The sequence below is a fragment of the Amycolatopsis sp. cg5 genome (assembly GCF_041346955.1).
Classification (GTDB): Bacteria; Actinomycetota; Actinomycetes; order Mycobacteriales; family Pseudonocardiaceae; genus Amycolatopsis.
On record NZ_CP166849.1, the window covers coordinates 4,704,094 to 4,726,155 of the forward strand.

A 22,062-nucleotide genomic window follows, 5' to 3' on the forward strand; every position below is an offset into this window, starting at 1 on the left:
TCAAACTACCCGCACCGGATGCCGGACGACGGCGCCGAAGAGATAGCCCTGGGTGTTGAACGGCGCCACCTCCGGCTGAGTCGCGCCGGTGATGTCGGTGGCGCGGGCACGCAGGGTGTGCGTGCCGGTCGCGGACGGCCGCCAGCGCAGTTCCCAGCACTGCCACGCGCGGTCGTGCACCGGGCCGACCGGGTTCGCGCACCGCCAGGTTGCGCCGTCGTCGGTGCTGACCTCGATCCGCTTGATCCGGCCGTGCGCCGACCACGACCGTCCCCGCAGTACGTGGGTCCGCCCGGCCGCGAACTCGGCGTCGCGCGGAAGTTCGAACGCGCTCTTGGCGACCTGCTCGCCCATGAGCTCGCCATCGGCGGGGTAACCCGGACCGGTGAGCCGGTAGAACTGCGTGTTCCACGGCGAGAACAGCGGCTCGTCGGCGACCTCGATCTGCCCGACCCACTTGATCGACGCGATCCCGATCCACGACGGCACGACCAGCCGCACCGGGAACCCGTGATCGGGAGGCAGCGGCTTGCCGTTCATCTCGTACGCGAGCAGGACGTCTTGCAGCGCCTTCGAAACCGGCAACGGCCGCCGCACCCGCCCGAGGTTCTGGTACTCGGCGTCGAGCCCCTGTGGCAGCACGTCGACGGCGTGCCTCGTGAGCCCGGCACGCTTGAGCACCGTCGCCAGCCGGACCCCGCGCCAGCGTGCGACGCCGATCGCGCCGAGCTTCCACGGCGTTCCGGAGACGGTCTGGCCCTGCTGGCTGGTGAAGAAACTGCGCCCGTTCCCAGCGCACTCGATGGCCGCGGTGATCGTCTCCGACGGCAAAGCCCGCAGGTCGCGATAGGTGAACTCGACCGCGTCCGCGAGCGTGGGCGCGCCACGGAGGCCGGTGCCGAACAGCTTCAGGCGCCAGGTGTCGGCGTCGATCAGCGGCGTCGAGGTGTGGTCGCGGACGAAGAACCGGTCGGTCGGGGTGAGGTAGCTGCCCGCGAGTGCTTCCCAGCGCGTTTCCGCGTTCGTGCCGTAGACCTCGAAGAACTCGGGCGGCAGGGGTTTCACGATCGGGCTCTCGGCGAGCGCGGTACCCGGCAGTGCGGCGGTGGCGGCGACGCCGGCGGAAAGCCGGAACAGGGTGCGCCGCGAGAACCACTGGGCCGCACGCACCTTGCCATAGGTCAGCTCGTTCATTTCGCTCATTGTGTGGACGCCGGCGTGCGCGTCCACTGTGTCCAGCTGCCGGACACTATTGCGGCCAGTGGCCCGTTTCCGCCAGTTCGAGCACGAGGGCGGCGATGTTCCAGGCATCGTCGGCGCCGCTGTGATGACGGCCTTCGAGCTTGAGACCAGCGAGGTTGAGCGCTTGAGCCATGCCAGGGCGCTTCTTAAGGCCTCTCGCGGTGGTGAAGGCTGCCTTGGCGTTGATGTGCTTCGCGCCGAACGGATACGCGGTCCGGGTCGCCTGACACTGGCGGGTGAACTGGTGGCGGTCGTAGTCGCCCCAGCTCGCCCAGGCCCTGGCCCCGGCCTGATGCTCGGCGGCCAGGATCTTGCAGGCCTCGGCGAACTCGACGCCGGAGTCGACCTCGGCCTGGGTCAGGCCGGTCAGCTCGGTGCAGAAGTCGCTGACCTCGGAACGCCGCGGGCGGACGAGGATGCGGTGCTTGGCGACGCGCTCACGCGCGGCGAGGTCGACGGTCGTCAGGCCGATTTCGATGATCTCGTTGACCTGGCCGCGCGGTGGATCCTTGTCCCAGCAGGTCGCCTCGACGTCGACGATGTTGATGATGCTCATCCTGGTGAGAGTAGGGAACCGCCTGCTGCCGGTCGCTCGATTTTCCGGGGGTCGTGAGTGTTTTGGCCGGTTAGAACCGGCCGTACCACTCACGACCCCGGTCGTACAAGCCGGTGAGTGCGTTTCGCGGCGCTGGACGACGCAAATGGCACTCGCGCGTGTATGAAGGGAGCCTTCATACACGGGTGCTTTAGTCAGGGCCTCCCTCACCCAAGCCGCACCACCCACCGAGCGCGGGCGAGGTCACCGAAAGGGGTCGTGAGTGGTATGGCCGGTTAGAACCGGCCGTACCACTCACGACTCACTTGATGATGTTCTTGACCTTGTCGATGACCTCGGTCGCGGCTTCCTTGACCTTCGCCGCCGCCTGGTCGGCCTTTCCCTCGGCGCGCAGCTTGTCGTCGCCGGTGATCTCGCCCGCGGCTTCCTTGGCCTTGCCGCCCAGCTTGTCGCTCAAGGACATGACGTTCTCCTCGCTGTCGTGCGGCGCGTCGGTCCGGCGCCGTTCACTGGATCGACACGGCGGCGCGCGAGATCGTCACGACCTCGTTCGGGTGACAACGATCACCTGGGCCTATTTTTGCGGGTATGCGTGACGAATCCGGATGTGCCGTGTCTTGAAGAAGTCAGCTCCCGCGGGGAAAGGATTGTCGAGCAGCAGATGACGACGTCCACCGAGATCGTGCTCGACGACGCCACGCTGGTGGCTCGCGCGCGCGATGGCGACACGAACGCCTACGAACAGCTGGTCAGGCGCTATCAGGGGCCGATGTACCGGCTCGCGATGCGGATGCTGGCGAGCACCGGGGACGCCGAGGACGTGGTGCAGGAAGTGTTCCTCACCGCCTGGCGCAGACTCGGGCAGCTGCAGGAGGACGCCGCGTTCGTCGGCTGGCTCTACCGGACGACGACGAACCGGTGTCTCAACGTGATCCGCGGCCGCAAGCCGGTCGCCGACGTCGAGCTGGACGAGCACGAGTCCACCGGGTCGGCGGGCAGGCCGGAGCGGGCCGCCGAGACGAGTGCGCAGCTGGCGGCGTTGACCGACGCGCTCGCGGTGCTGACTCCGGAACAACGCGCCTGCTGGCTGCTCCGCGAGGTGCACGGGCGGTCCTACAGCGAGATCGCGCAGGTGTTGAACACGACGGCCACGGCCGCGCGCGGACGAATAGCGCGCGCACGGGCACAACTGGCGGAGGTGATGGCGCCATGGCGATGACACAGGACTACCTCCTGCCTTGTGGTCGCGACGTCGAGACGGTGTGGGAGCGGCTCGACGAGCCGGACGACCACGAAGCAGGCTGCGAACACTGCCGCGGCGCGCGGGCGAGCCTGCAGGTGCTGCGGGAAGTGACCGGTGAGCTGGTCGCCGACGAGTCGGAGCCCTCGCTCGACCTGACCGGGCGGATCATGGCGGCCGTGCGCGCCGACGTGCGCAAGCGTGACCTGTTGCCGGTGCCGACCACGGAGCCGGGCGCGGTGCGGGTGAGCGCGCAGGCCGTGGCCGCGGTGCTGCGGTTCGCCGCCGACAGCGTCGAGGGGGTCCGAGCTCGCCGCTGCAAGGTGACCGAGGCGCCCGACTATTCGGTGATCGTCGAGATGACCATCGCGGTCGGCTACCGCGAATTCAGCGGCGCCGCGCTCGCCAAGGTGCGCGACCGGGTGACCGCGGCGGCGAGCGCGCGTGTCGGCGTGCGGCTGGCCCGGCTCGATCTCACCATGGACGACCTCTATGACTCCTGAAACCGAAAGCGTGATCGCCGAGCCGGTGATCGCCGCCGTCGCCGCGTACGCCGCGACCACCGTGCCCGGCGTGATCCGGCTCGAACCGGGACTGCGCGGGCTCGCCGGTTCCGTGGTCCGGACCGCTCGTCAGAAGTTCAAGGGTCTCGACCCGGCGCCGACCGAAGGCGTTCGGGTCATGAAGGAGAACGGGGAACTCAGGGTGGAGCTCGACCTGACCAGTTCCGGTTTCGATCAGGTCGCCGCCGTCGGGCAGGCCGTGCAGCGCACGGTCGCCCGCGCCGTCGCCGACGCGACCGGGTTGACGCCGACCTCGGTCACCGTGTCCATTGTGGACATCGAGGGCGGGCTGAGATGACCGCGCGCAGCGAGCTCGTCCAGGCGTTGCTGGCCGCGCTGCGGGAGCTGGACGGACTCCGCCCCGCCGCGCCGTGGGATCTCGGCGCGCTCGCCGTCGGTGTCGATGAAGACCTCGTCGAGATTCGCCTCGTCGCGCTGGCACTCCCCTTGCCTCCCTTGCTGCGCAAGGCGGAAGCGACGCTCAGGTCCATTTTGGACGCTTCGCCGTGGCAGCGGGCGCGGCTGCGTTTGCTGGTCACTGATCTCGACGCCGCCGCGTTCACGACGGAAAGAGACCCAGGTCACATGATCGGCTCGTGACGTTTCCGCGCACCGCGGGTCCTAACAGCAGACCAACGAGATTGAGGAGTAGCCATGACGAACACGACCACCAAGGCACCCAGCACCGAGATCGCCAAGACCGACGCACTGGCCTCTTCACAGGGCACCACGACCATCGCCGACACCGTCGTGCAGAAGGTCGCGGGCCTCGCCACCCGCGAGGTGCCCGGCGTGCACGCGCTCGGCAGCGGCACCGCCCGCGCGTTTTCGGCACTGCGTGAGCGCATTCCCGGCGGCTCGGCCAGCGCGGGACAGGGTGTCGCGGTCGAGGTCGGCGAGAAGCAGGCCGCGATCGACCTGGTGATCCTGGTCGAGTACGGCGTGTCCATCGCGGACCTGGCGCGTTCGGTGCGCCGCAACGTGATCACCGCGGTCGAGCAGATGACCGGCCTCGAGGTCGTCGAGGTCAACATCAACGTCTCCGACGTCCACATCCCCGGCGACGACGACGAAAGCTCGGACACCACCCGCGTGCAGTAAGTAAGGAGATCCCATGTCCGCCACCCAGCTCGGCCTCTTGACCGGCCTCGCTCTCGGTTTCGCCGCGGCCTTCGGCGGCTTCGGCGCCTTCCTGGTCGTGCTCGTGCTCGGCGCGCTCGGCCTGCTCGCCGGCCGCGTGCTCGACGGCAAGCTCGACCTGTCCCAGTTGACCGGCCGCGATCGGGGCTGACCATGACCATCGCCGAGCTGGGCACGCTCACGATCGCCGACCGCGCGGTCGAGCGCATCGCGGCCCACGCCGCCACCGAGGTCGAAGGCATCGGTGAAACCGCCAAGGCCAGCGCTAAGGTCGACGGCGGTTTCACCACCCTCGGCGTGCGGCTGTCGGTCGAGTATCCGCTTTCGGTCGCGAAAACGACCGAGCGAGCCCGCGAGCACTTACTGAGCCGGATCGAGGAGTACACCGGCCTCACGGTGTCGCGAATGGACATCACCGTGACCTCTTTGGACAGTGCGGCCGCGGTCACCAGGAGGGTCCTGTGAAGCGACGGCCACGCAGGAGTCTCCCAGCGGCGCTGACCGCACTCGTCCTGCTCGCGCTGTGCGCGCTGGTCGCGGTCGTCTCGATCCAGTTGATCGTCGGCGAACGGCCGTGGGTCGACTATCGCGTCGTCGCGCGAGTGCGCTGGAACGAGCTGGTCCCGGCGATCGCGGGCGGCGTCGCGGCGCTTCTGGGCCTGATGTTGGTGCTCGCGGCTGTCCTTCCCGGCCGCTTGACCGTGTTCCCGTTGCGCGGGGACGAATCCGGCATCGACTCAGGCGCTTCACGGCGCAGCTACCGCAGCACGCTGCGGGCCGCGGCGTCCGGAGTGGACGGTGTCAGCGGCGCGAAACTGAAAGTCCGCAGGCGCCAGGTGGCCGCGGTGGTGTCGACCGAGCGCACGATGGTGGACGGCCTGGCCGACGCCGTGCGCGCGGCGCTCGATCGACGGCTGGAGCAGATCGGCCCGGTCGAGCGGCCGACGGTGAAGGTCAGGGTCAAAGCCGCGAGGAGCGCGTCATGAGCAGCCACAACCGTCCGGCACGCCTCAACCGTACGCTGCTCGCCCTGTTCGGGCTGGTGCTGATCACCGGTGGCGGCTTCGCGGTCGCGACGCACTTCGGGAAGCTCACCGTGCTCCGGCCGGACTCGGCTTTGCTGCCGGGTTCTCCGCCTACCTGGGCCTTTTACGCGGCGGCTGGGGTCGCGATCGTGATCGGGATCCTGGCTTTGCGGTGGCTGGGTGCGCAGCTCGTGCGTAAGCCGAAGACCACGACCTGGGGTTTCGAGCAGGAGCGCGGTCGGACGGAGTTCGCGGCGAGCACCGCGAGTGCGCCTTTCGCTGCTGAGGTCGAAGGTTATGCGGGGGTTCATTCGGTCAGTGCGACGCTGGCGGGGAATCGCTCGGCGGCTTCGCTCGCACTGGTGGTGACTGTTGAGCAGGATGGGGATCTGACGGCCGTGCGGCGGCGGTTGGACGATGAGGCCTTGCCGCGGCTTCGGCAGGCTCTGGATCTGGATGATCTGCCTGTGCGGCTTGAATTCCGGTTCTCGGCCAAGTCCGGGGCTCGCGCGAGGTGACCCTTTGTACGGGGATAAAGCCCGCTAAACTCCGGGGAGTTTAGCGGGCTTTATCGTGCTTGGAGCCAAAGTGCCCCACCGCAACCTCAGCGCTCAGGCGAGCATCCGGTGGTACCGCTCCAGCACCCGATCCACCAGCCCCGCAGCACCACCCAAGTACCCAGCCGGGTCAAGCAGCTCGGTCAGCCGCCGAGGCAGGATCAAGCCGTCCAGCTCCGGCGTCGCCTGGACTACCTCGGCCAACGTCTTACCGGTACTCGCAGCCTGAAGAGCCGCGCCCGTCAGGAGCTTCTTGGCCTGGGCTTTGCCGAGCAGAGGCGCGAGCGCGACGTTCAGGCGTTCCGTCACGATCGCTCCGCCGGTCAGCGAGAGATTCTCGGCCATGCGCTCCGGGTGCACGACCAAACCCTCGCTCAGCTCGACCGCGGTGTGCGATGCTCCCCCGGCCAGCCGTAACGCCTCACGCAACGGCTGCCACTCCGCATGCCAGGCGCCGCCGGGGCGTTCGTCTTCCGCGAGCATGCTCTGGGCCAAGATCGCCGCGTGCGCGGGCAGCTGCCGGGCCGCTGCGACGATCAGTGTCGACAGCACCGGGTTGCGCTTCTGGGGCATCGCCGAGGACGCGCCACGTCCCGCGGCCGCGGGTTCCGAGACCTCGCCGATCTCCGTGCGGCACAACAACTGTACGTCCATTGCGAACTTGCCGAGCGCGCCCGTGACGAACTGCAGTACCGAACCGAGGTCGGCGATCGGGGTGCGTGCGGTGTGCCAGCAGGTGGTCGGCTCGGTCAGCTCCAGTTCCTCGGCGAACGGGGCAAGCAGCTCGACGCCGCCCAGCGGTAAGCGGGTGCCGGTGTCGATCTCGGCGTACTCGCCGTAGGCCGAGAGGGTGCCTGCGGCGCCGCCGAGTTCGGCAGGTAAGCCAGCGCAGACCAAGGCGCGCAGGCGGATTTGGGCGTCCAGGATCAGCTGGAGCCAGTTGGCCGCTTTCAGGCCGAACGTGATCGGGACGGCGTGCTGGGACAACGTTCGGCCTGCCATCACGGTGTGGCGGTGTTCGTCGGCGAGGCGGGCCAGCGCTGCCGCGATCGCTTCGAGGTCGGTGTTGATCAGGTCGAGTGTGCGGCGGGCGATCACCATCGAGGCCGAGTCGAGGATGTCTTGGCTGGTTGAGCCGCGGTGGACGTACTCGGCGGCTGCGGGGTCGTGGGTCGCCACGACCTGGGTGAAGGCTGGGACGAAGGCGACGACCGGGTTGGCCGCCGCTCGGGCCGCGTGGGCCAGTGCGGTCACGTCCAGGTACTCGTGGCGGGCCGCGGCAGTGATGGACTCGGCGGCGGAGCGTGGGATCAGGCCGAGTCGGGCTTGGGCCCGAGCGAGGGCGGCTTCGGCGTCGAGCATGGCTTGGAGCCAGGCTTCGTCGTTGACGAGCGGTTCGACGGGGGTGCCCGCCCAGACCGGGGCGAGCAGGCCGCCGTCGGTGAAGCTGGTGGTCATGGCTCTCCTGTCAGACGGCGAGGCGGGTGTCCGCGCCGGCGCGGAGTGCCGCGCGGGCGATCGCGTCGGCGTCCTCGAGGGTGACCGAGCCGACGCCGGGGCGGATGCCTGCCGCGGTGACCCAGTGGACGCCTTCGGTGGGGACACCGAACGCGAAGCGTGCCGGGTGCGGACGACCTTGAGAGTCGACGACGCGGTACGGGCGGGCGGTGACGGACAGGCCGCCGCTTTCGTAGGTGCCGTCGGGGAGGCGGTAGGGACGGCATTGGCCGGTGGTCAAAAGGTGGCGTAGCAACGGGTTTCCGGTGCGGCGCAGGTCGATTTCCGGCAGTCGCGCTTCGATCAGGCCGGTGACCGGGACGGTGGGTGACGGGATCGAGGAACCCACCAGGAAGCAGCCGTCGCCCGGTTCGACCGTCATGCCGGGGCCGGTCAGGTGCAGCACGCCGGCTTCGATCAGCGCGATCATCTCCTCGATGCGCCTGGCGGGCGGGCCGATCGAGGTGTAGGCGTTGAGCGAGTTGTACCAGCGCTCCAGTTCGTCGCGATAGGACTCGCCGTCGATGCCGCCGTGGTCAACGACCTGGCGGATCTCGTTGCGCAGGTCGCGCAGGACGTCCAAAGCGGACTTGAGGGGGCTGGTCCGGTTGCCCAGCCTGGCCTGCTCGACGTCGGCGCGCAGATAATCGAGCAGCCAGGCGGTGAACTCACCGATGTCGGCGAACTCGCGGTCACCCTGTGGCCTGCTGATCCGGTCCCAGCTCCAGCGCTCGGTGAGGCCGTAACGCTCCAGCAGTGGTTCCTCGTCGCGAGTGCGGACGAACTCCGATACGAACGCCTGACCGTCCTTTTCGGACACGCATGAGGTCTGGTAGTAGACCGCTCTGACCTCGAGGTCGACCAGCGGCCACACCGACTTCGCGAAGGCGACCGGGGCCAGGGTCCGGAACTCCGCGATCTTCGCCGGGGTCAAGAACAACGGCATGTGGCGGCCCGACGCGCCTTTCTGGTTCTCTCCCCTGGCGTGGTACGGGATCCCGCGTCGGGAGCCGGCGAACAGCCGAGGTTCCAGGCCGGACTTGTGATACCGGAGCGTCGAGCCGTGCCGCTCGTAAGTGCCGCCGCGCTCGACGGTCAGCAGGTTCAAGTAGTCGAAGAAGTTCAGGCCGAGCCCGCGCAGCGCGACCGGCTCGCCCGGCATGAACCGGCGGGTCTCGGTGTCGGCCGGATTGGCCTGCTCCAGGTAGATCAGCTTGTGCGCCTGCGCGAACCGGCTCAGGCGTTCCTGTTCGGGCGCGCGGGCCACCGGGCCGTGACCGAGCGCCAGCACCACGCTGTCCAGTCCGGAAAGGACGGTACCGTCGCGTAAGGACAGTGTCTGCTTGCCGTCGGCGGTGTCGTCCAACGCGACGGCGGCCGACGGATGCACGACGACCGTGACCCGGTCCGGGGCGCCTGCGACCAAGCTACGGAAGACCCACTGCAGGTAGTGGCCGTAAAAGGCACGAGACGGGTAGGCGTCCGGCCCGAGCTGATCCGCCTCGGCGCGCACCCAGGCGGGGTAGGCCCCGGGCAACTCGCCCTCGCGCAGCCAGGTCGCCCATTCGTACAGCGAAGGCCCTGGCACGATCGGGCCTTCGCATCGCACGCTTTCGTCGGTGAACATGCTGACCTGCGAGGCGACCGTGTTCATCAGCAGCCCGGTGCGCTGCCTGGTCCGCCAGACCGCGCCCGGCCCGGCCGGGAACTCGTCGACCACGTGCAGCACGATCGGCCCCGGCGTGGTGTCCACATTGGCCAGCAGCCGCTCCACCACCGAGGTGCCGCGCGGTCCGGCGCCGACCAGGCAGAGCCGGAGCTCACCGCTCATCGTCGACCATCCCGCCGCGCCAGCTGGGCCTGCTCGGCTTCCAGTCGAGACTGAGCCGGGCGCGGTCGTTCGACGCGCCGCGCAGCTCCGTCAGCTGGTACGCGGTGAACCAGCCGAGTAGCCGCCCGGCGAGGTCGGCTGGGATCGTCCTGGGCGTGGGCCCGCCGAGCTGCGCGGCGAACTCCGGGAGCCAGGCCGAACCCTCGGCCGGGTCGTCGTCGGTGACGTTGAACGTCCCGGTCGCGTCGCTCTCCACGGCGAGCACGGCGGCCTGGGCGGCGTCCTCGACGTGCACGAACGAGGTGATCCCGCCTGCGGTCTCCGGCAGGCGCATCTTGCCTGCCGCGACCAGAGCGCCGATCGCGCCATCGCGGGCGTACCAGGTGCCGGGGCCGTACAACGTGCCGTAGCGGAGTGCGACGTCCGAAATTCCTTCTGTGCCAACGACAAGGCGTTCCAGTTCCGCGATCGCCTGTACCGTGCGCGCCCAGTCTTCGTCGGGTGCGTCCAGGTAGAGCGGGGCGTCCTCGGTGAGCACCGGATCGCCGACCGGCGCGGTGCCGAACGCGATGCTCTGTGCCACGATCCGGCGGGCGCCTGCCTCGCGCGCGGCGGTGAGCAGGTTCGCCGTGCCCTCGGTGCGGAGCCTGGCCGTCACCTCGAAGCCGAGCGGACCGCGGTCGGTCAGCGCCGAAAGCTGGTGCACGACCACGTCCGGCCTGGCCACCAGCAACGCGGCGCGCACCGCGTCCCGGTCGAGCGCGTCGGCGACCACGGTCAGGTCGGCCGACGGCGCGCCCGCCGGCTCGCGGACCATGGCCGTCACGTGATGACCGCGCGCCCGCAGCAGCGGGAGCAGACTCCGCCCGAGCACGCCGGTCGCACCGGCGATCAGCACGCGCATCGCTTCAGTCCTTTCCGTCTTGGGCTGCGACCCGCATCAGCAGGCGGCAGGCCGGGTCGCCGTGCCGGAGACATCCAGTGGCGCGGTTCTCCGAGAGGTCGACGCCGAGCCCGGCCGACCAGCCCGCGTGGATCTCGGTGCACGGGCATTCGTAGCCGTCGAGCGAGCCGGCCATCCGGACCATGGTCACCGCGAAGTTCTGCCGCATGGTGAGCTCCAGCAGGTCTTCGCCGATCACCTCGATGCCGCCGTCACGCAGCTCGGACGGGAACATGTACTCGGCGCAGGCGTCGTAGCGGGCGCGGAGTTCGTCGAGGTCAGCGGCCGGCTTGCCGCCGAACTGGCGCAGCATCCGCTTGCCGACGTGCTCGGCGACGAAGCGCAGCGCCTCGGCGTTGATCTCGTTGGCAACCTCGTGCCCGAACCGCTTCGCGACGCCTTGGTACCAGCGCGCGTCATGCAGCCACCACTGGCGGTACACGTCCATCGCGCGCGCGACGCGGGGTTCGACGGCCGTCACCGCTGTTCCAGCAGGCGGGTGCGGAACTTCTCGCGCATCTCGCGCTTGAGCACCTTGCCGGTGGCACCCTTGATGACGTCGGACGCGTCCATCCGCATCGCCTTGGTCAGCTGCGGGAAACCATGCGTGTCAAGGATTTCGTTGATCGCCGACGTCCACTCGGCGTCGTTCAGCGGTGTCTCGCCCGCGACCTGGACCAGCACGTACGCGTCGGCGACGCCGTCACCGTCCCAGTCGGCGCGGACGCCGTCCGGCGCGACCGCGACGACCGTGCAGTCGGCCAGCTCGGGCAGCTCTCGCAGGAGCAGCTCCTCGGTGCGGGTGCTGAACACGATCCCGTTGACCGTCCGGATGGCGTCCGGCGCACGGTCGAGGTGATAGAAGTTGCCGTCTTCGTCCTGAATGGACAGATCGCCGGTCAGCCAGTAGCCGCCGAGCCGCAGCTGGTGCCAGGTCTTCGTGTCGTTCCAGTAGCCGGGGGTCAGCGTCGGCGACTTCACGCCGAGCCTGCCGACCTGGCCGGGCGGCAGCGGAACGCCTTCCTCCGACAGCACCGCGCCCTCGGCGAAGCTCATCGGCTTCCCGATGCAGCGGCCGTACGAAGCGCTGCCGGGCTTGTGTCCATTGTGGAAGATCGAGTACCCGGTCTCCGACGAGCCCAGCCCGTCGGTGAACACCGACCCGGCGACGCGGTGACGCTTGAAGTCCTCGCCGACGGTCATGTAACTGCCCTGCGCGATCAGCTCGCGGACGTGGGCCTCGTGCGCGGCGTCGCCGGTGTTGTACCAGGCCTCGATGCTGCCCATCTTGCGTTCGCTGAGGTCACTCGTGGCGATCTCGCCGTAGGTCCCGGCGAAACCGAACACGGTAGTCGGCTGGAACCGGTCGATGGCATCGAGCACATCGGACCCACGCTGGCTGGACTGCAGGTAGACCGGTGAGCGCAGCAGCAGTCCGAACATCAGCACGGACATGGCGGCGTTGTGCGAGCCCGGAAGTGCTACTAGCAACCTCCCCATGGCCGTGCCGACGGAGAGTTTCAGCCGGTGCAGCTGGGCGTAGAGCAGCGTCTCGTGGGTGTGCGGCACGGCCTTCGGCATGCCGGTGGTGCCCGACGAGTGCGAGATGATGATCGGGTCGGTCTTGTCGTGCGAGTACGGGAAGACCTTCGGCAGCGGGCGCCGGTCGTCGGCGCGGATCGTCGAAGCGGTGACGCAGAAGCCGAGGCCGAGGCGTTCGTGGTTCTGCTTGAAGTTCTCGTGGTGCGCCTCGTCGGTGATGATGCCGACGGCGCCCTGACGGCGCACGTATTCGAGCGCGATCTCCGGCTTGAGGTTGCCGTTGACGAACGACGGGATCGCACCGAGCGACTGCACCGCCATGAAGTTGATCGCGAACTCGGTGCTGGAGTACGTCTGGACCGCGACCGGATCGCGCGGCTTGACGCCCTGCGCGTGATACCAGCCCGCGTAGATCTCGACGATCTCGTGCAGCTGCCCGAGGGTGAGCACGTCCGGCCGGGTGCCGTCCGGCGCCAGCCAGGTCCCGTCGGTCCACAGCACCTCATCGTCGGGCGAGCGGCCGTACGCCTTGAGCCGGTGGATGACATTGCCCGCGCCGAGCCGCTCGTCGCCGAGGATCTGGGCGCGCTCTTCCTTGCTGATCACGGTAATTCTCCTTTGAGTGAGGTCTGGGCCAGCGCGAGCAGGCCGGGCACGCCGCCGCCGGGCGGCTCGGCGTCGACGCTCGCGACGAGCAGCGCGACCGCGACGTGTTCGGCGGGGGCGGCGGTGCCGAGCACCCGGTGCGCGGCGGCCGTGCGCGGGTTGCCGGTCAGCTCGACGCCGATGACCAGCACCTGGTCGAGCTCGTCGTCGGCGAGCAGCACCGAGGCGACGTCGAGCGGGCCGGAGCCGGGTTCGTCCCCTGTGGACACCGACAGCAGCGGGCCGGTGATGCCGAACTCCTTGCTGACGTACCCGAGGATCGCGTTCGACGTGGCCTGCATGAACAGCAGCGCGTTGTGCGGCTGGCCCTCGGTGAGCAGTTTGCTGGCGAGGTCGGTGGTGACGCTGTCGCCGGCCACGCTCGCCAGCACGATCGCGGTGCGGGCGCCGTCGGCCGGGTAGGCACCAAGGCAGCCGGCCGCGACCTCGTACACGAGCGGGTTGAACGGGGACTCGACGAAGCCGCTGACCTGCGCCGGTTCGCCGGGACCCGCGATCGCCGCGGACAGGATCTTCATGCTCGCTCCAGCAGGAGTGCCGTGTTCGCGCCTCCGAACGCGGCGTTGACGGTCAAGGCCCGGCGCAGCTTCGCCCGCCGCGGTTCGTTCGGCACGTAGTCGAGGTCGCAGTCCGGGTCCGGCGTGGTGAACCCGGCTGTCGGCGGCACGACGCCGTCGAGCAGCGCGAGCAGTGAGATGACGAACTCCACCGCGCCGGACGCCTCCAGCAGATGTCCGGTCGTGCTCTTGGTCGAGCTGATCGGCACCTCGGGCGCGCGGTCGCCGAAGATCTCGTGGAAGCCCCGCGTCTCCGCGAGATCGTTGTGCTTGGTGCCGGTGCCGTGCGCGTTGACGTAGTCGACGGTCGCGCCCGCGTCGTCGCCTGCCCGGTGCAGCGCCGAGCGAACCGCCGCGACCAGGCCCTTCGCCTGCGGATGCGGCCGCGCGACATGGTGCGCGTCCGAGGCGGCGCCCCAGCCGACGACCCGCGCGAGCGGTATCGCGCCACGCTTTTCGGCGCTGTCGGCCGATTCCAGCACGACGGCGGCGGCGCCGTCACCGAGCAGCAGCCCCGACCGGTCGGCGCTGAACGGGCGCACCACGCCGTCACGCGCGAGCGCCCATCCCGAGTCGAACTTCGCCTGGTTCTCCTCCTCCACCAGGTAAGCACCGGCGCAGACCGCGCTCTCCACCCGGCCGGACGCGATCATCCGGCAGCCGTGGATCAACGCGGTCGCCGACGCCACGCACGCGTTCGTGAACGCCAGCCGCGGCCCGCGCGCGCCCAGCCGGACGGCCAGCGCCTCGGCCAGTCGCGCGGGCACGGTGCCGCCGACCCCGGTCTGATCGGTGCCGCCGGACCGCCAGAATCGGGTCAGCGCGGTAAAATCACCCGCCGTGCCGAGCAGGACAGCGGTGTCCCGGCCCGCCGGCAGGCCCGCCATCTCGACCGCGGTGTCGGCGCAGTGCGACAACACCGGGCGCACCCCTGGCGGCTCTTCGACGTCGTAGGTCGCCGCGACGTGCGAACGCAGGCCGGTGGTGGCGAACCGGGTGATCTCCGGGAACACCTGACGGCCGGCGAACACGCCGTCGCGCACTCGCGCCGCGCCTTCGCCGAACGCGGTGTGCACGCCATATCCGGTGACGACGACCTCAGCCATGGTTCGCCAGGCCCTCCGTGATGCGGAGGACCGAGGTGACGCCGGTGACGTGCTCGTCGTCCGGATCCAGCGCGATCCCGTGCCGCAGTTCGAGCAGGTGCAGGAACCAGACCAGGCCGAGCGAGTCGAGCACCAGCTCGGTGTCGTCGGCGTCGAGATCGGGGAAGATCTTCGGATCGGACAGCAGCAGCCGCACCTGCTCGGCGGTGATCCGCGTCCCGGCGTCGGTGGTCATGCCTTGGCGCCGCGCTTCGCGACATCGGTGACGAGCTCACCGAGGCTCATCGCGCCGAGCGGCTCGATGTCGGTCTCCGGGAACTCGACGCCGAACCGGCGCTCCAGCCGCATGGTCAGCTCGATCAGGCTCAGCGAGTCCAGGTCGATGCCGCCGGAGCCCAGCGGCGCGGCGTCGTCGACCTCGCCGTCGAGCGGATGGCTCATGTCGTCGGCGACCGTCTTGAGCACGAACAGCCGGATCTCGGTCTCCAATGTGGTCTGCATTTCTTTCCTTTCCTTATGCGGGGACTGCTCCGCGGAGCACCTCGCCGCGGCGGACGAGCTTTCCGTTGGGGGTACGGGGAAGTTCGGCGAGCACCCGGATGCGGCGGGGCAGCTTGTAGTCGGCGAGCCGGTCACGGCACCAGGCCAGCAGCTCGGACTCCGACGCCGTGCCGGTCACGTACGCCTCGGTGAGGCTGTCGTGCACGACGACCGCGTCGAGCACCTGGGAATGCCCACGCAGCACGGCTTCCACCTCGCCGAGGTCGACCTTCAGCCCGCCGATGACGACGAGCGAATCGCCGCGGCCGAAGAGCAGGAGGCCGCCGTCGTCGCCGATCTCCGCGCGGTCGCGGGTGCGCAGCCAGCCGTCGCGATAGCGCTCGCCGGGCACGGGGTGCAGATACGGCGAGCCGCCCGGCAGGTGGACTTCGAGCTCGCCGTCGAGCACGCGCATCCGGACGCCGGGGGTGGCCTTGCCGACGGACGGGCGCATCGCACCGCTGACGTCCATCGCGACGACACCGGTTTCCGTGGTGCCGTAGGACTCGCCGACCGCGAAGCCGAAGCGGTCCTCGAACCGTTTCGCGGTGGCCGGGTCCATGATCTCGCCGCCGCTGACCGCCGCGCGCAGCGACGAAAGCGGCGGGAGCCGGGAGGCCGTGCTGATCAGCTCGTAGTGGAACGGCGTGCCGAACAGATGGTGCACGTCGTGTCGTGACGCCGCCGCGAGAATGTCCTTTGCGGACACTCGGTCGGCGAACACCGCGGTGACGCCCGCTTTGAGGGAATGCAGCAGTCCCGCGATCAGGCCGAAGCTGTGCGCGGTGGAGCTGAGCAGCAGCACCCGCTCCCCCGCCGTCGGCATGCCGTCGATCCGGGTGAAGCGGTCGATCTCCTCGGCGATGGACTCCGGTGTCCGGCCGATGACCTTGGGCGTGCCCGTCGACCCGGAGCTGAACTGCACCAGCCGGTGCGCGGTGGCCGCGGGCCGCCCCGAGCCGTGATGGCGGGTGATGAGTTCGTATTCCCTGGCGAAGCTCGGGGTCTGCCCGGCGACGCCGCCGCGGACGGTGAACTCGGGGTGCGCCGTCGCGCGGATCGCGTCGACCTCCGCCGGCTTGAAGCGGTGGTCGACGAGCATCACCTGCGCGCCGAGGCTCCACAGCGCGAGCATCGCCTGCACCTGCGTGTAGCTCGGCGGGACCTGCAGCATCACCGCGGCGCCCTCGCGGATCCCGCAGCCCGCGAACACGGCCGCCTCCTGCGCGACCTCGGTGCGCACGCGGGTGCGGGTCCGGATGTCGTCGCCGTGCGCGAGGTACGGCAGGTCACCGGGGTGGGCGTCGAACAGCCCGCGCAGGAGCTCGGTCATCCCGGTCATCAGGACTCCCGGCAGAACTCGCCGATCGGGATGCCGACGTGGCGCTGGTCCGTCGCGATGTAGCCGAGCAGCTCGTCGCCGAGCTGCAGTTCGGTGACATTGCGGACCTTCGCGCCGGGGCCGAGCACCCGCACGTGCCAGTCGTCCTGGACGGTCAGGCTGACGATGACGCCGTCGGCGGAGTGCGCGGTGATCGTCAGCAGCGGCCGGGATTCGAGCTTCGCGCGGCCGACGACGACGCGGCGGGTCTTGCCGTCGGCGTTCACCGCGAGGACGGTGCTGCCGGAGCCGAGCTCACTGAGGTAGTTGGTCCGGTTGTCCGGGCCGAGGACGTAGGAGTGCAGCGCGCCGGCGTTCACCCGGAACGGGCGGGTCGGCATGTACGGCAGCGGGTGCGTTTCGCTGCAGCACAAGATGAATCCGGTCGAGTACGAGCCGACGAGGATGCCCTCGTCCTCGCCGAAGTGCGAGCAGGTGTCGACGCAGACGCGGTCGCCGAGGCCATGGTGCTCGATGCGGTCGACGGTGAGCGTCGCCAACGCGAGGTTCGGTGACTGGGCTTCGAGCATGCGCACGAGCGCGAAGACCTCGCCCGCGTCCTTGGGCGCCAAGAGAATGCCTTCGGAACCGCGTTCGAGCACGTCGACGACGATCGAGGCCTCTTCGAGGTCGGCGCAGACGCAGATCAGCGCGCCGGGCGACTTGTCGGCGGCGGCGAGCACGATCTCCAGCGGGATCTTGGTGGGGTCGGCGAACTCGACGACGGTGTACGGGAGGTCCACCGCGGCGGCGCAGGCGAGCTTGAGCGTGCGGTCGTCACGGACGTGCACCCAGCCCGCGATGTTCTTGTCGGCCTGGTGTTTCAGCGCGGACAACTGGTCCTCGTCGGCCACGTCCGCGACCTTGATGCCCGCCGTGCCTTCGCCGGTCAGCACGCCGGCGACGGTGGGCGGCAGGGTCGCCAGCAGCGCGGCGTCGTCGGAGAGCACGCCGTGGACCTTGGCGTGGATGGCCGCGTCGATCACCCCCTCGCGGTGCTCGACCGGGACTGCGCGAACGTCGATCCATGCGAATTTCATGCTGCACCTGTCTTGAGGGTCGGTCGGGGTTCGGTCGCTTGCACTGGCGAGGCGTGGACGACGGCGGCGAGGCGGGCGACGAGCGGGGCGGGCTGCGGCGCGGTGAAGATCCGGCGGCCGATGGCGAGCCCGGCGCAGCCGGCGAGCATCAGGCTCGCGCCGTACGCGACGGGGTTCGAGCCGTCGGCGGGTCCGCCCGCGCAGAGAATGGGCAGCGGGCAGCTCTCGACGACCTCCGCCATCCGGTCGACCGGGTTGGCCGAGGTGGTCTTGACCAGGTCGGCGCCGAGGTCGACGGCGATGTTCACCACGTGCGAGAGCAGCGCCGGGTCATGTGGGTCCTTGATGCGCGGGCCACGCGGGTAGATCATCGCGAGCAGCGGCATGTTCCAGGTGTCGCACGCCTCGGCGACCGCGCCGAGGTCGGCCAGCTGCCTGGCTTCGGTGTCGGACCCGACGTTGACGTGCACGCTCACCGCGTCCGCGCCGAGCCGCACGGCCTCCTCGACGTCGCCGACGAGCACCTTCGCGTTGGTGTCGCTCGCGTGGATCGTGCCCGCGGACAAATGCACGATCAGCGAGCACCGGCCGAGCAGCTCCGGCGCGATCGTGCGGGCCCGTCCCTTGTGCACGATCACCGCGTCCGCGCCGCCCGCCACGATCGCCCTGATCAGGTCGTCCCAGCCGCTGCGGCGGACCACCGGCCCATCCGAAACGCTGTGGTCCAGCGGCACGAAAAGGTATTTCCCGTCACCGGCGACGGAAAGCCGGCGCAACCGGAACTTCTTGCCGTCGGCAGCCATCTTCTCCTCCCCTCTCCATGTCGAACAATCGATTGCCCAATCGTGCATGAATTACGCTCGGGAACGCCAATACCGGCCCGGCATAACCCGGAGATTATGGCGCTCTGAGATTCTTTTGATAAATTCTTTGGTATTGTCCCGAGCGCACCGGAGAGTGTGGTTTCATAACGATGTCGTGTAACCGTTTGACGAGGAGAGTGTCCCGATGAGCAGCGACAGCCCGGTACTCGTGGATTTCGACGAAGGCATCGCCTGGGTCACCCTCAACCGGCCGGAAAAACGTAACGCGATGAACCCCGCGTTGAACGAAACCATGGTCCGCGTCCTCGACGAATTGGAGGGCGACGACCGCTGCCAGGTGCTCGTGCTGACCGGCGCCGGCGACTCCTTCTCGGCGGGCATGGACATCAAGGAGTACTTCCGGGACGTCGAAGCGGCCGAAAACCCGACAATCAGCCTGATCAGGGCGAGGCGCGCGAGTTCACAGTGGCAATGGAAGTGGCTGTCGATGTGGAGCAAGCCGACCATCGCCATGGTGAACGGCTGGTGTCTCGGCGGCGCTTTCATTCCCTTGGTCGCCTGCGATCTCGCCGTCGCCGCCGAAGAAGCGCAATTCGGTATCGCGGACGTGAATTGGGGAATTCCGCCGGGCGGCATTTTGACGAAGTCGCTTTCGGCGGTGATGTCTCAGCGTGACGCGCTTTACTACATCATGACCGGCGAGAATTTCGACGGCCGTGCCGCGCAGCGCATGGGCGTGGTCAACGAAGCGGTCCCCCGCGAGGAATTGCGTACCAGGACCCGCGAACTCGCGCTGAAGCTGGCGTCGAAGAATCCTTACGTTCTGCGCGCCTCGAAGGTCGGCTACCGGCACGCGTCGCAGATGGCCTGGGACCAGGCTGAGGACTACCTCTACGCCAAGGTCGAGCAGACCCAGCACCTCGACCCGGAACGCTCCCGCGTCAACGGGATGAAGCAGTTCCTCGACGAGAAGTCGTTCCGCCCCGGCCTGGGCAATCTCCGCCGCCCCTGAGACGGGGACTCGTGAGTGGTATGGCTGGTTCTATTGCACGGAAAGGCATATGTGGCGTGGTCCGGGCTGGTGTGAGGGTGCCCCTCGGTGCGTTCTGAGCACTCTGGGGTCCCCTCGCTTCACGATGACCCTAGCTGACCCGGCCTACCGCGACGCACCATCTTCGGCTTCCGCGCGCCGCACGGAGCGCGAATCTACGTCCACAAGCCTGACGGAGTTGGTTTTGAGCCGTCAGACGGCCCAAAACCAACTCCGTCGGCGCACGCGCGCCGACCCCTTTATCCGTTCTGCCCCAACTGAAAAGGCATTGTCGGGCTTAGTCCTTACGGCGAGTCGTCGATCCGCGAACCGGCGGCGGAGCTGTTACAGTGAAAACTTCTACTAGAGAATTGCGTCCTGGGGGATGGCTCTATGTTAGAAGCGCTTGGGCTGAGCAAAACCTCCGAGCTGGTATATCTGGCGTTGCTCGATTACGCGGGCAGCGACTGTCACCATCTCGCCGACCATCTGGATCTCACCGAACGTGAAGTCTGCGAGGCACTGGACGAATTGACGAGAATGGCACTGCTGCAAACGGGTGACAACAGCCGGTGCCGTCCGCCGCGGCTGGTCGATCCCGAGGTGGGCATGGCGGCTTTGATCGCCCGTCAGCAGGCCGATATCGCGCGACGGCAGCAGGAGATCGAGGAGAGCAAACTCGCGCTCACCCGGCTACTTTCCCAGCATTCCGACTCCCGGCCCAGCTCCGGAGATCCCGGCATCGAGCACTTGCGGGGCGTGACGGCGATCCGGCGGCGGCTTCGGGAGGTGGCGGCATCCAGCGAGTGGGAAACATGCTCACTCACGCCCGGCGGTGCGGAGCTCGCGGAGAGCTTGCCTGCCAGCCGGTTTTTGGATTCCGACGCCGTCGACCGGGGTGTGCGACTGAGGACGATCTACCTCGACAGCATCCGCAACCAGCCTGCCGCGATCGAGTACGCCCAGTGGCTGTCCGGGGCCGGCGGTGAGGTGCGGACCGCGCCGTCGCTGCCCCAGCGGATGGTCATCGTCGATCGGCGGATCGCCATGGTGCCGGTCAACGTCGACGACGATGACGAGTCGGCGGTCGTCATCTCGATCGGTGGCGTCGTCAACGCGCTGTACACGCTGTTCTCGTCGGTGTGGCGGAGCTCGGCACCGCTCGGGCTGCCCCGGTCACGCGACTCGGACGGCCTGACCGACCAGGGCCGTGAAGCGCTCAAGCTGCTCGGGAAAGGGAGCACCGACGAGGTGATCGCCCGCCGGCTGGGTGTCTCGGTGCGCACGGCCCGCCGCGTCGCGTCGGAACTGCTCACGCGGCTGGGCGCGCGGAGCAGGTTCCAGGCGGGCGCGCGGGCCGTGGCACGAGGCTGGGTCGCCGTCGACGACCTGGATTAAGGACGCTGGACTCCGGGGACCTGGCAGGACGGGTCCTCGGAGAGTCCCTTGAGCTGGCGGTATCCCATGCCACAGCAGTCGCCGGTGATGTCCTCGTCGAGCGCGTCCGCCGGGTGCGGCACGTCGATCGGCTGGACCCTGGTCAGGTCGATGGGGTCCGGTTCGTCGTCGATCCACATCAGACCGCCGATGGTGATCAGGTCCAGGTGGGCCCACGCCATGTACTCGACCCTGGTGAAACTCTGGTTGTGCGCGCCGAACCCGAGGTGCAGCCCGCAGCTGCGCTCGTTGATGTGCGAGTTCGTGGTGCTGAACGGGCCGACGCCGTGGTTCGTGCCGAGCCCGAACTCGCCGACGTTGCGGCCGTTCGGGCTGTCCAGGCAGAGCTGGAACATCTCCTGCAGTTCCGGGCGGGCGCAGCTGACCGAAAGCGCCTTGCCAGCCTCGATCTCCACCCTGGCCGGGTTGTCGGCCAGTTTCGCGTTCAGGTCGCTGATGATGTTGGCGTTGTAGGCGCCGTCGGCGACCAGCACACCCTCGACGCCGGCCGGGTAGGTGGCGATCTCACCGGCGGGCAGGATCGTGAAGCCACCGGGACGCCACACTCCCCGGTTGCTGATCCACTGGTACTTCTCGCTGTCGAGGTCGACGGTGATGTCCGTGCCGCCCTCGGTCGTCACGCGGACACGCTTGGCGTTGTCCAGGCGGTGCAGCAACGTGGCGTTGAGCGAGGACAGCTCCACCGGGCTGACGTTGAGCGCCCTCGTGAAGAAGTCGGCGGACGCGCTGATGATCCGCAGGATCATGATCTTGTCGGCGCCGTAGCGGCTCAGCAGCGGCGCGAGCACGTCGAAGTGCGACATCGTGTCCCGCTCGAGGGTGACGATGACCAGCCTGCCCGCCATCGTGGCCGGGTCCGGCAGCACCTTGCCGATCCGCTCGGCGAACTCGGCGTCCTCCAGGGGACGCATCGGGATGATGGCCGGGTCGAACCCGCGGTGCTTGAGTCCGAGCGCGACCCAGGCCGCGGGCTCGCGGCTGTCCGGCGTGTAGGTGATCACGAACTTGTCCTGGTCGCGGATCACCACGTAGTCGTCCAACAGCGAGCCGACTCCCTCGAAGACCCGCTCGTCGACCATCTGCGCAGTCATTGTCGCTCCTTGAATAGCGCCCGAAGTGAATTTGTTCGCCGGGTTGCGGTGGCTCCGCAGGCACAGCACCCGCGGAGCCACCATTCTTTTGACAACCAGCTCGCTTTACTGAGTGGCGAGGTACCAGGCGATGGTTCCGAACTCGGTCTGCTCGGCCTTGCCGGGCTCGGGTTCGGCCTCGGCCATGGCGGTGAGCAGGGTCTGCAGCTCCTGAGAGTCAGGCATGACGTGAA

At 68.9% G+C, this 22,062-nt stretch carries 27 protein-coding genes; 11 read left to right on the forward strand and 16 right to left on the reverse strand.

Annotated elements, in window-relative coordinates:
* From AB5J62_RS21120 to AB5J62_RS21130, 3 genes are all read right to left on the reverse strand, one after another.
* Complete coding sequence (locus AB5J62_RS21120) at window positions 1-1,194, reverse strand: sulfite oxidase (RefSeq protein ID WP_370950021.1); 1,194 nt, start codon at window positions 1,192-1,194, stop codon at window positions 1-3.
* A 55-nt stretch (window positions 1,195-1,249) separates the two neighbouring features.
* Window positions 1,250-1,798: an exonuclease domain-containing protein gene (locus AB5J62_RS21125; RefSeq protein ID WP_370950022.1), complete on the reverse strand. Its 549-nt coding sequence runs from the start codon at window positions 1,796-1,798 to the stop codon at window positions 1,250-1,252.
* A gap of 301 nt (window positions 1,799-2,099) precedes the next feature.
* Complete coding sequence (locus AB5J62_RS21130) at window positions 2,100-2,261, reverse strand: CsbD family protein (protein WP_370950023.1); 162 nt, start codon at window positions 2,259-2,261, stop codon at window positions 2,100-2,102.
* Window positions 2,262-2,459: 198 nt separating this feature from the next.
* On the opposite strand from AB5J62_RS21130, the gene AB5J62_RS21135 reads away from it, so the two are divergent.
* The 9 genes from AB5J62_RS21135 to amaP are packed head-to-tail and all read left to right on the forward strand — an operon-like array spanning window position 2,460 to window position 6,284.
* Complete coding sequence (locus tag AB5J62_RS21135; RefSeq protein ID WP_370950024.1) at window positions 2,460-3,017, forward strand: RNA polymerase sigma factor; 558 nt, start codon at window positions 2,460-2,462, stop codon at window positions 3,015-3,017.
* Window positions 3,008-3,541, forward strand: coding sequence for an Asp23/Gls24 family envelope stress response protein (locus AB5J62_RS21140; RefSeq protein WP_370950025.1), 534 nt, complete (start codon window positions 3,008-3,010; stop codon window positions 3,539-3,541). Before AB5J62_RS21135 ends, AB5J62_RS21140 begins: the two co-directional genes overlap by 10 nt.
* Window positions 3,531-3,899: an Asp23/Gls24 family envelope stress response protein gene (locus AB5J62_RS21145; RefSeq protein ID WP_370950026.1), complete on the forward strand. Its 369-nt coding sequence runs from the start codon at window positions 3,531-3,533 to the stop codon at window positions 3,897-3,899. The genes AB5J62_RS21140 and AB5J62_RS21145 overlap by 11 nt, the downstream gene beginning before the upstream one ends.
* Window positions 3,896-4,201 carry a hypothetical protein gene (locus tag AB5J62_RS21150; RefSeq protein WP_370950027.1) on the forward strand — a complete coding sequence of 102 codons (306 nt, stop codon included), beginning with the start codon at window positions 3,896-3,898 and terminating at the stop codon, window positions 4,199-4,201. The genes AB5J62_RS21145 and AB5J62_RS21150 overlap by 4 nt, the downstream gene beginning before the upstream one ends.
* 54 nt (window positions 4,202-4,255) lie before the next feature.
* Window positions 4,256-4,702 carry an Asp23/Gls24 family envelope stress response protein gene (locus AB5J62_RS21155; RefSeq protein ID WP_370950028.1) on the forward strand — a complete coding sequence of 149 codons (447 nt, stop codon included), beginning with the start codon at window positions 4,256-4,258 and terminating at the stop codon, window positions 4,700-4,702.
* A 13-nt stretch (window positions 4,703-4,715) separates the two neighbouring features.
* The gene (locus tag AB5J62_RS21160; RefSeq protein WP_091287281.1) at window positions 4,716-4,892 is read left to right on the forward strand and encodes a hypothetical protein; all 177 of its coding nucleotides are present in this window, start codon (window positions 4,716-4,718) and stop codon (window positions 4,890-4,892) included.
* Between the two features lie 2 nt (window positions 4,893-4,894).
* The gene (locus tag AB5J62_RS21165; protein WP_370950029.1) at window positions 4,895-5,206 is read left to right on the forward strand and encodes an Asp23/Gls24 family envelope stress response protein; all 312 of its coding nucleotides are present in this window, start codon (window positions 4,895-4,897) and stop codon (window positions 5,204-5,206) included.
* The gene (locus tag AB5J62_RS21170) at window positions 5,203-5,727 is read left to right on the forward strand and encodes a DUF6286 domain-containing protein (RefSeq protein WP_370950030.1); all 525 of its coding nucleotides are present in this window, start codon (window positions 5,203-5,205) and stop codon (window positions 5,725-5,727) included. The genes AB5J62_RS21165 and AB5J62_RS21170 overlap by 4 nt, the downstream gene beginning before the upstream one ends.
* A complete protein-coding gene (gene amaP / locus AB5J62_RS21175; RefSeq protein WP_370950031.1) occupies window positions 5,724-6,284 on the forward strand; it encodes an alkaline shock response membrane anchor protein AmaP in 561 nt (186 codons plus the stop codon). Before AB5J62_RS21170 ends, amaP begins: the two co-directional genes overlap by 4 nt.
* 93 nt (window positions 6,285-6,377) lie before the next feature.
* Here amaP and pcaB read toward each other — a convergent pair whose 3' ends face one another.
* The 12 genes from pcaB to AB5J62_RS21235 are packed head-to-tail and all read right to left on the reverse strand — an operon-like array spanning window position 6,378 to window position 18,229.
* Window positions 6,378-7,781: a 3-carboxy-cis,cis-muconate cycloisomerase gene (gene pcaB, locus AB5J62_RS21180; RefSeq protein ID WP_370950032.1), complete on the reverse strand. Its 1,404-nt coding sequence runs from the start codon at window positions 7,779-7,781 to the stop codon at window positions 6,378-6,380.
* Window positions 7,782-7,791: 10 nt separating this feature from the next.
* Window positions 7,792-9,651: an FAD/NAD(P)-binding protein gene (locus AB5J62_RS21185; protein ID WP_370950033.1), complete on the reverse strand. Its 1,860-nt coding sequence runs from the start codon at window positions 9,649-9,651 to the stop codon at window positions 7,792-7,794.
* Entirely contained in the window at window positions 9,641-10,555 is a 915-nt protein-coding gene (locus tag AB5J62_RS21190; protein WP_370950034.1) for an NAD-dependent epimerase/dehydratase family protein, read from the reverse strand. The genes AB5J62_RS21185 and AB5J62_RS21190 overlap by 11 nt, the downstream gene beginning before the upstream one ends.
* Window positions 10,556-10,559: 4 nt before the next feature.
* Window positions 10,560-11,075, reverse strand: a complete 516-nt coding sequence (locus tag AB5J62_RS21195) for a hypothetical protein (protein ID WP_370950035.1) — start codon at window positions 11,073-11,075, stop codon at window positions 10,560-10,562.
* On the reverse strand, window positions 11,072-12,742 hold the full coding sequence (locus tag AB5J62_RS21200; protein ID WP_370950036.1) for a class I adenylate-forming enzyme family protein: 1,671 nt from the start codon (window positions 12,740-12,742) through the stop codon (window positions 11,072-11,074). The genes AB5J62_RS21195 and AB5J62_RS21200 overlap by 4 nt, the downstream gene beginning before the upstream one ends.
* Window positions 12,739-13,320 (reverse strand): beta-ketoacyl synthase N-terminal-like domain-containing protein, encoded by a 582-nt coding sequence (locus AB5J62_RS21205; protein ID WP_370950037.1) that lies wholly within the window; start codon window positions 13,318-13,320, stop codon window positions 12,739-12,741. The genes AB5J62_RS21200 and AB5J62_RS21205 overlap by 4 nt, the downstream gene beginning before the upstream one ends.
* The gene (locus AB5J62_RS21210) at window positions 13,317-14,465 is read right to left on the reverse strand and encodes a beta-ketoacyl synthase (RefSeq protein WP_370950038.1); all 1,149 of its coding nucleotides are present in this window, start codon (window positions 14,463-14,465) and stop codon (window positions 13,317-13,319) included. Before AB5J62_RS21210 ends, AB5J62_RS21205 begins: the two co-directional genes overlap by 4 nt.
* The gene (locus AB5J62_RS21215) at window positions 14,458-14,700 is read right to left on the reverse strand and encodes a hypothetical protein (protein WP_370950039.1); all 243 of its coding nucleotides are present in this window, start codon (window positions 14,698-14,700) and stop codon (window positions 14,458-14,460) included. The genes AB5J62_RS21210 and AB5J62_RS21215 overlap by 8 nt, the downstream gene beginning before the upstream one ends.
* The gene (locus AB5J62_RS21220) at window positions 14,697-14,966 is read right to left on the reverse strand and encodes an acyl carrier protein (protein ID WP_370950040.1); all 270 of its coding nucleotides are present in this window, start codon (window positions 14,964-14,966) and stop codon (window positions 14,697-14,699) included. The genes AB5J62_RS21215 and AB5J62_RS21220 overlap by 4 nt, the downstream gene beginning before the upstream one ends.
* 13 nt (window positions 14,967-14,979) lie before the next feature.
* A complete protein-coding gene (locus tag AB5J62_RS21225; RefSeq protein WP_370950041.1) occupies window positions 14,980-16,347 on the reverse strand; it encodes a class I adenylate-forming enzyme family protein in 1,368 nt (455 codons plus the stop codon).
* Window positions 16,347-17,426 (reverse strand): 3-dehydroquinate synthase II family protein, encoded by a 1,080-nt coding sequence (locus tag AB5J62_RS21230; RefSeq protein ID WP_370950042.1) that lies wholly within the window; start codon window positions 17,424-17,426, stop codon window positions 16,347-16,349. The genes AB5J62_RS21225 and AB5J62_RS21230 overlap by 1 nt, the downstream gene beginning before the upstream one ends.
* On the reverse strand, window positions 17,423-18,229 hold the full coding sequence (locus AB5J62_RS21235) for a 2-amino-3,7-dideoxy-D-threo-hept-6-ulosonate synthase (RefSeq protein WP_370950043.1): 807 nt from the start codon (window positions 18,227-18,229) through the stop codon (window positions 17,423-17,425). Before AB5J62_RS21235 ends, AB5J62_RS21230 begins: the two co-directional genes overlap by 4 nt.
* Window positions 18,230-18,434: 205 nt before the next feature.
* Here AB5J62_RS21235 and AB5J62_RS21240 point away from each other — a divergent pair, with 205 nt between their 5' ends.
* Complete coding sequence (locus AB5J62_RS21240) at window positions 18,435-19,262, forward strand: p-hydroxycinnamoyl CoA hydratase/lyase (protein WP_370950044.1); 828 nt, start codon at window positions 18,435-18,437, stop codon at window positions 19,260-19,262.
* Between the two features lie 411 nt (window positions 19,263-19,673).
* Window positions 19,674-20,678, forward strand: coding sequence for a hypothetical protein (locus AB5J62_RS21245; protein ID WP_370950045.1), 1,005 nt, complete (start codon window positions 19,674-19,676; stop codon window positions 20,676-20,678).
* Here the strand turns inward: AB5J62_RS21245 and AB5J62_RS21250 are convergent.
* Complete coding sequence (locus AB5J62_RS21250) at window positions 20,675-21,829, reverse strand: hypothetical protein (protein WP_370950046.1); 1,155 nt, start codon at window positions 21,827-21,829, stop codon at window positions 20,675-20,677. The two genes, AB5J62_RS21245 and AB5J62_RS21250, sit on opposite strands and share 4 nt — an antisense overlap.
* Between the last annotated feature and the right edge of the window lie 233 nt (window positions 21,830-22,062).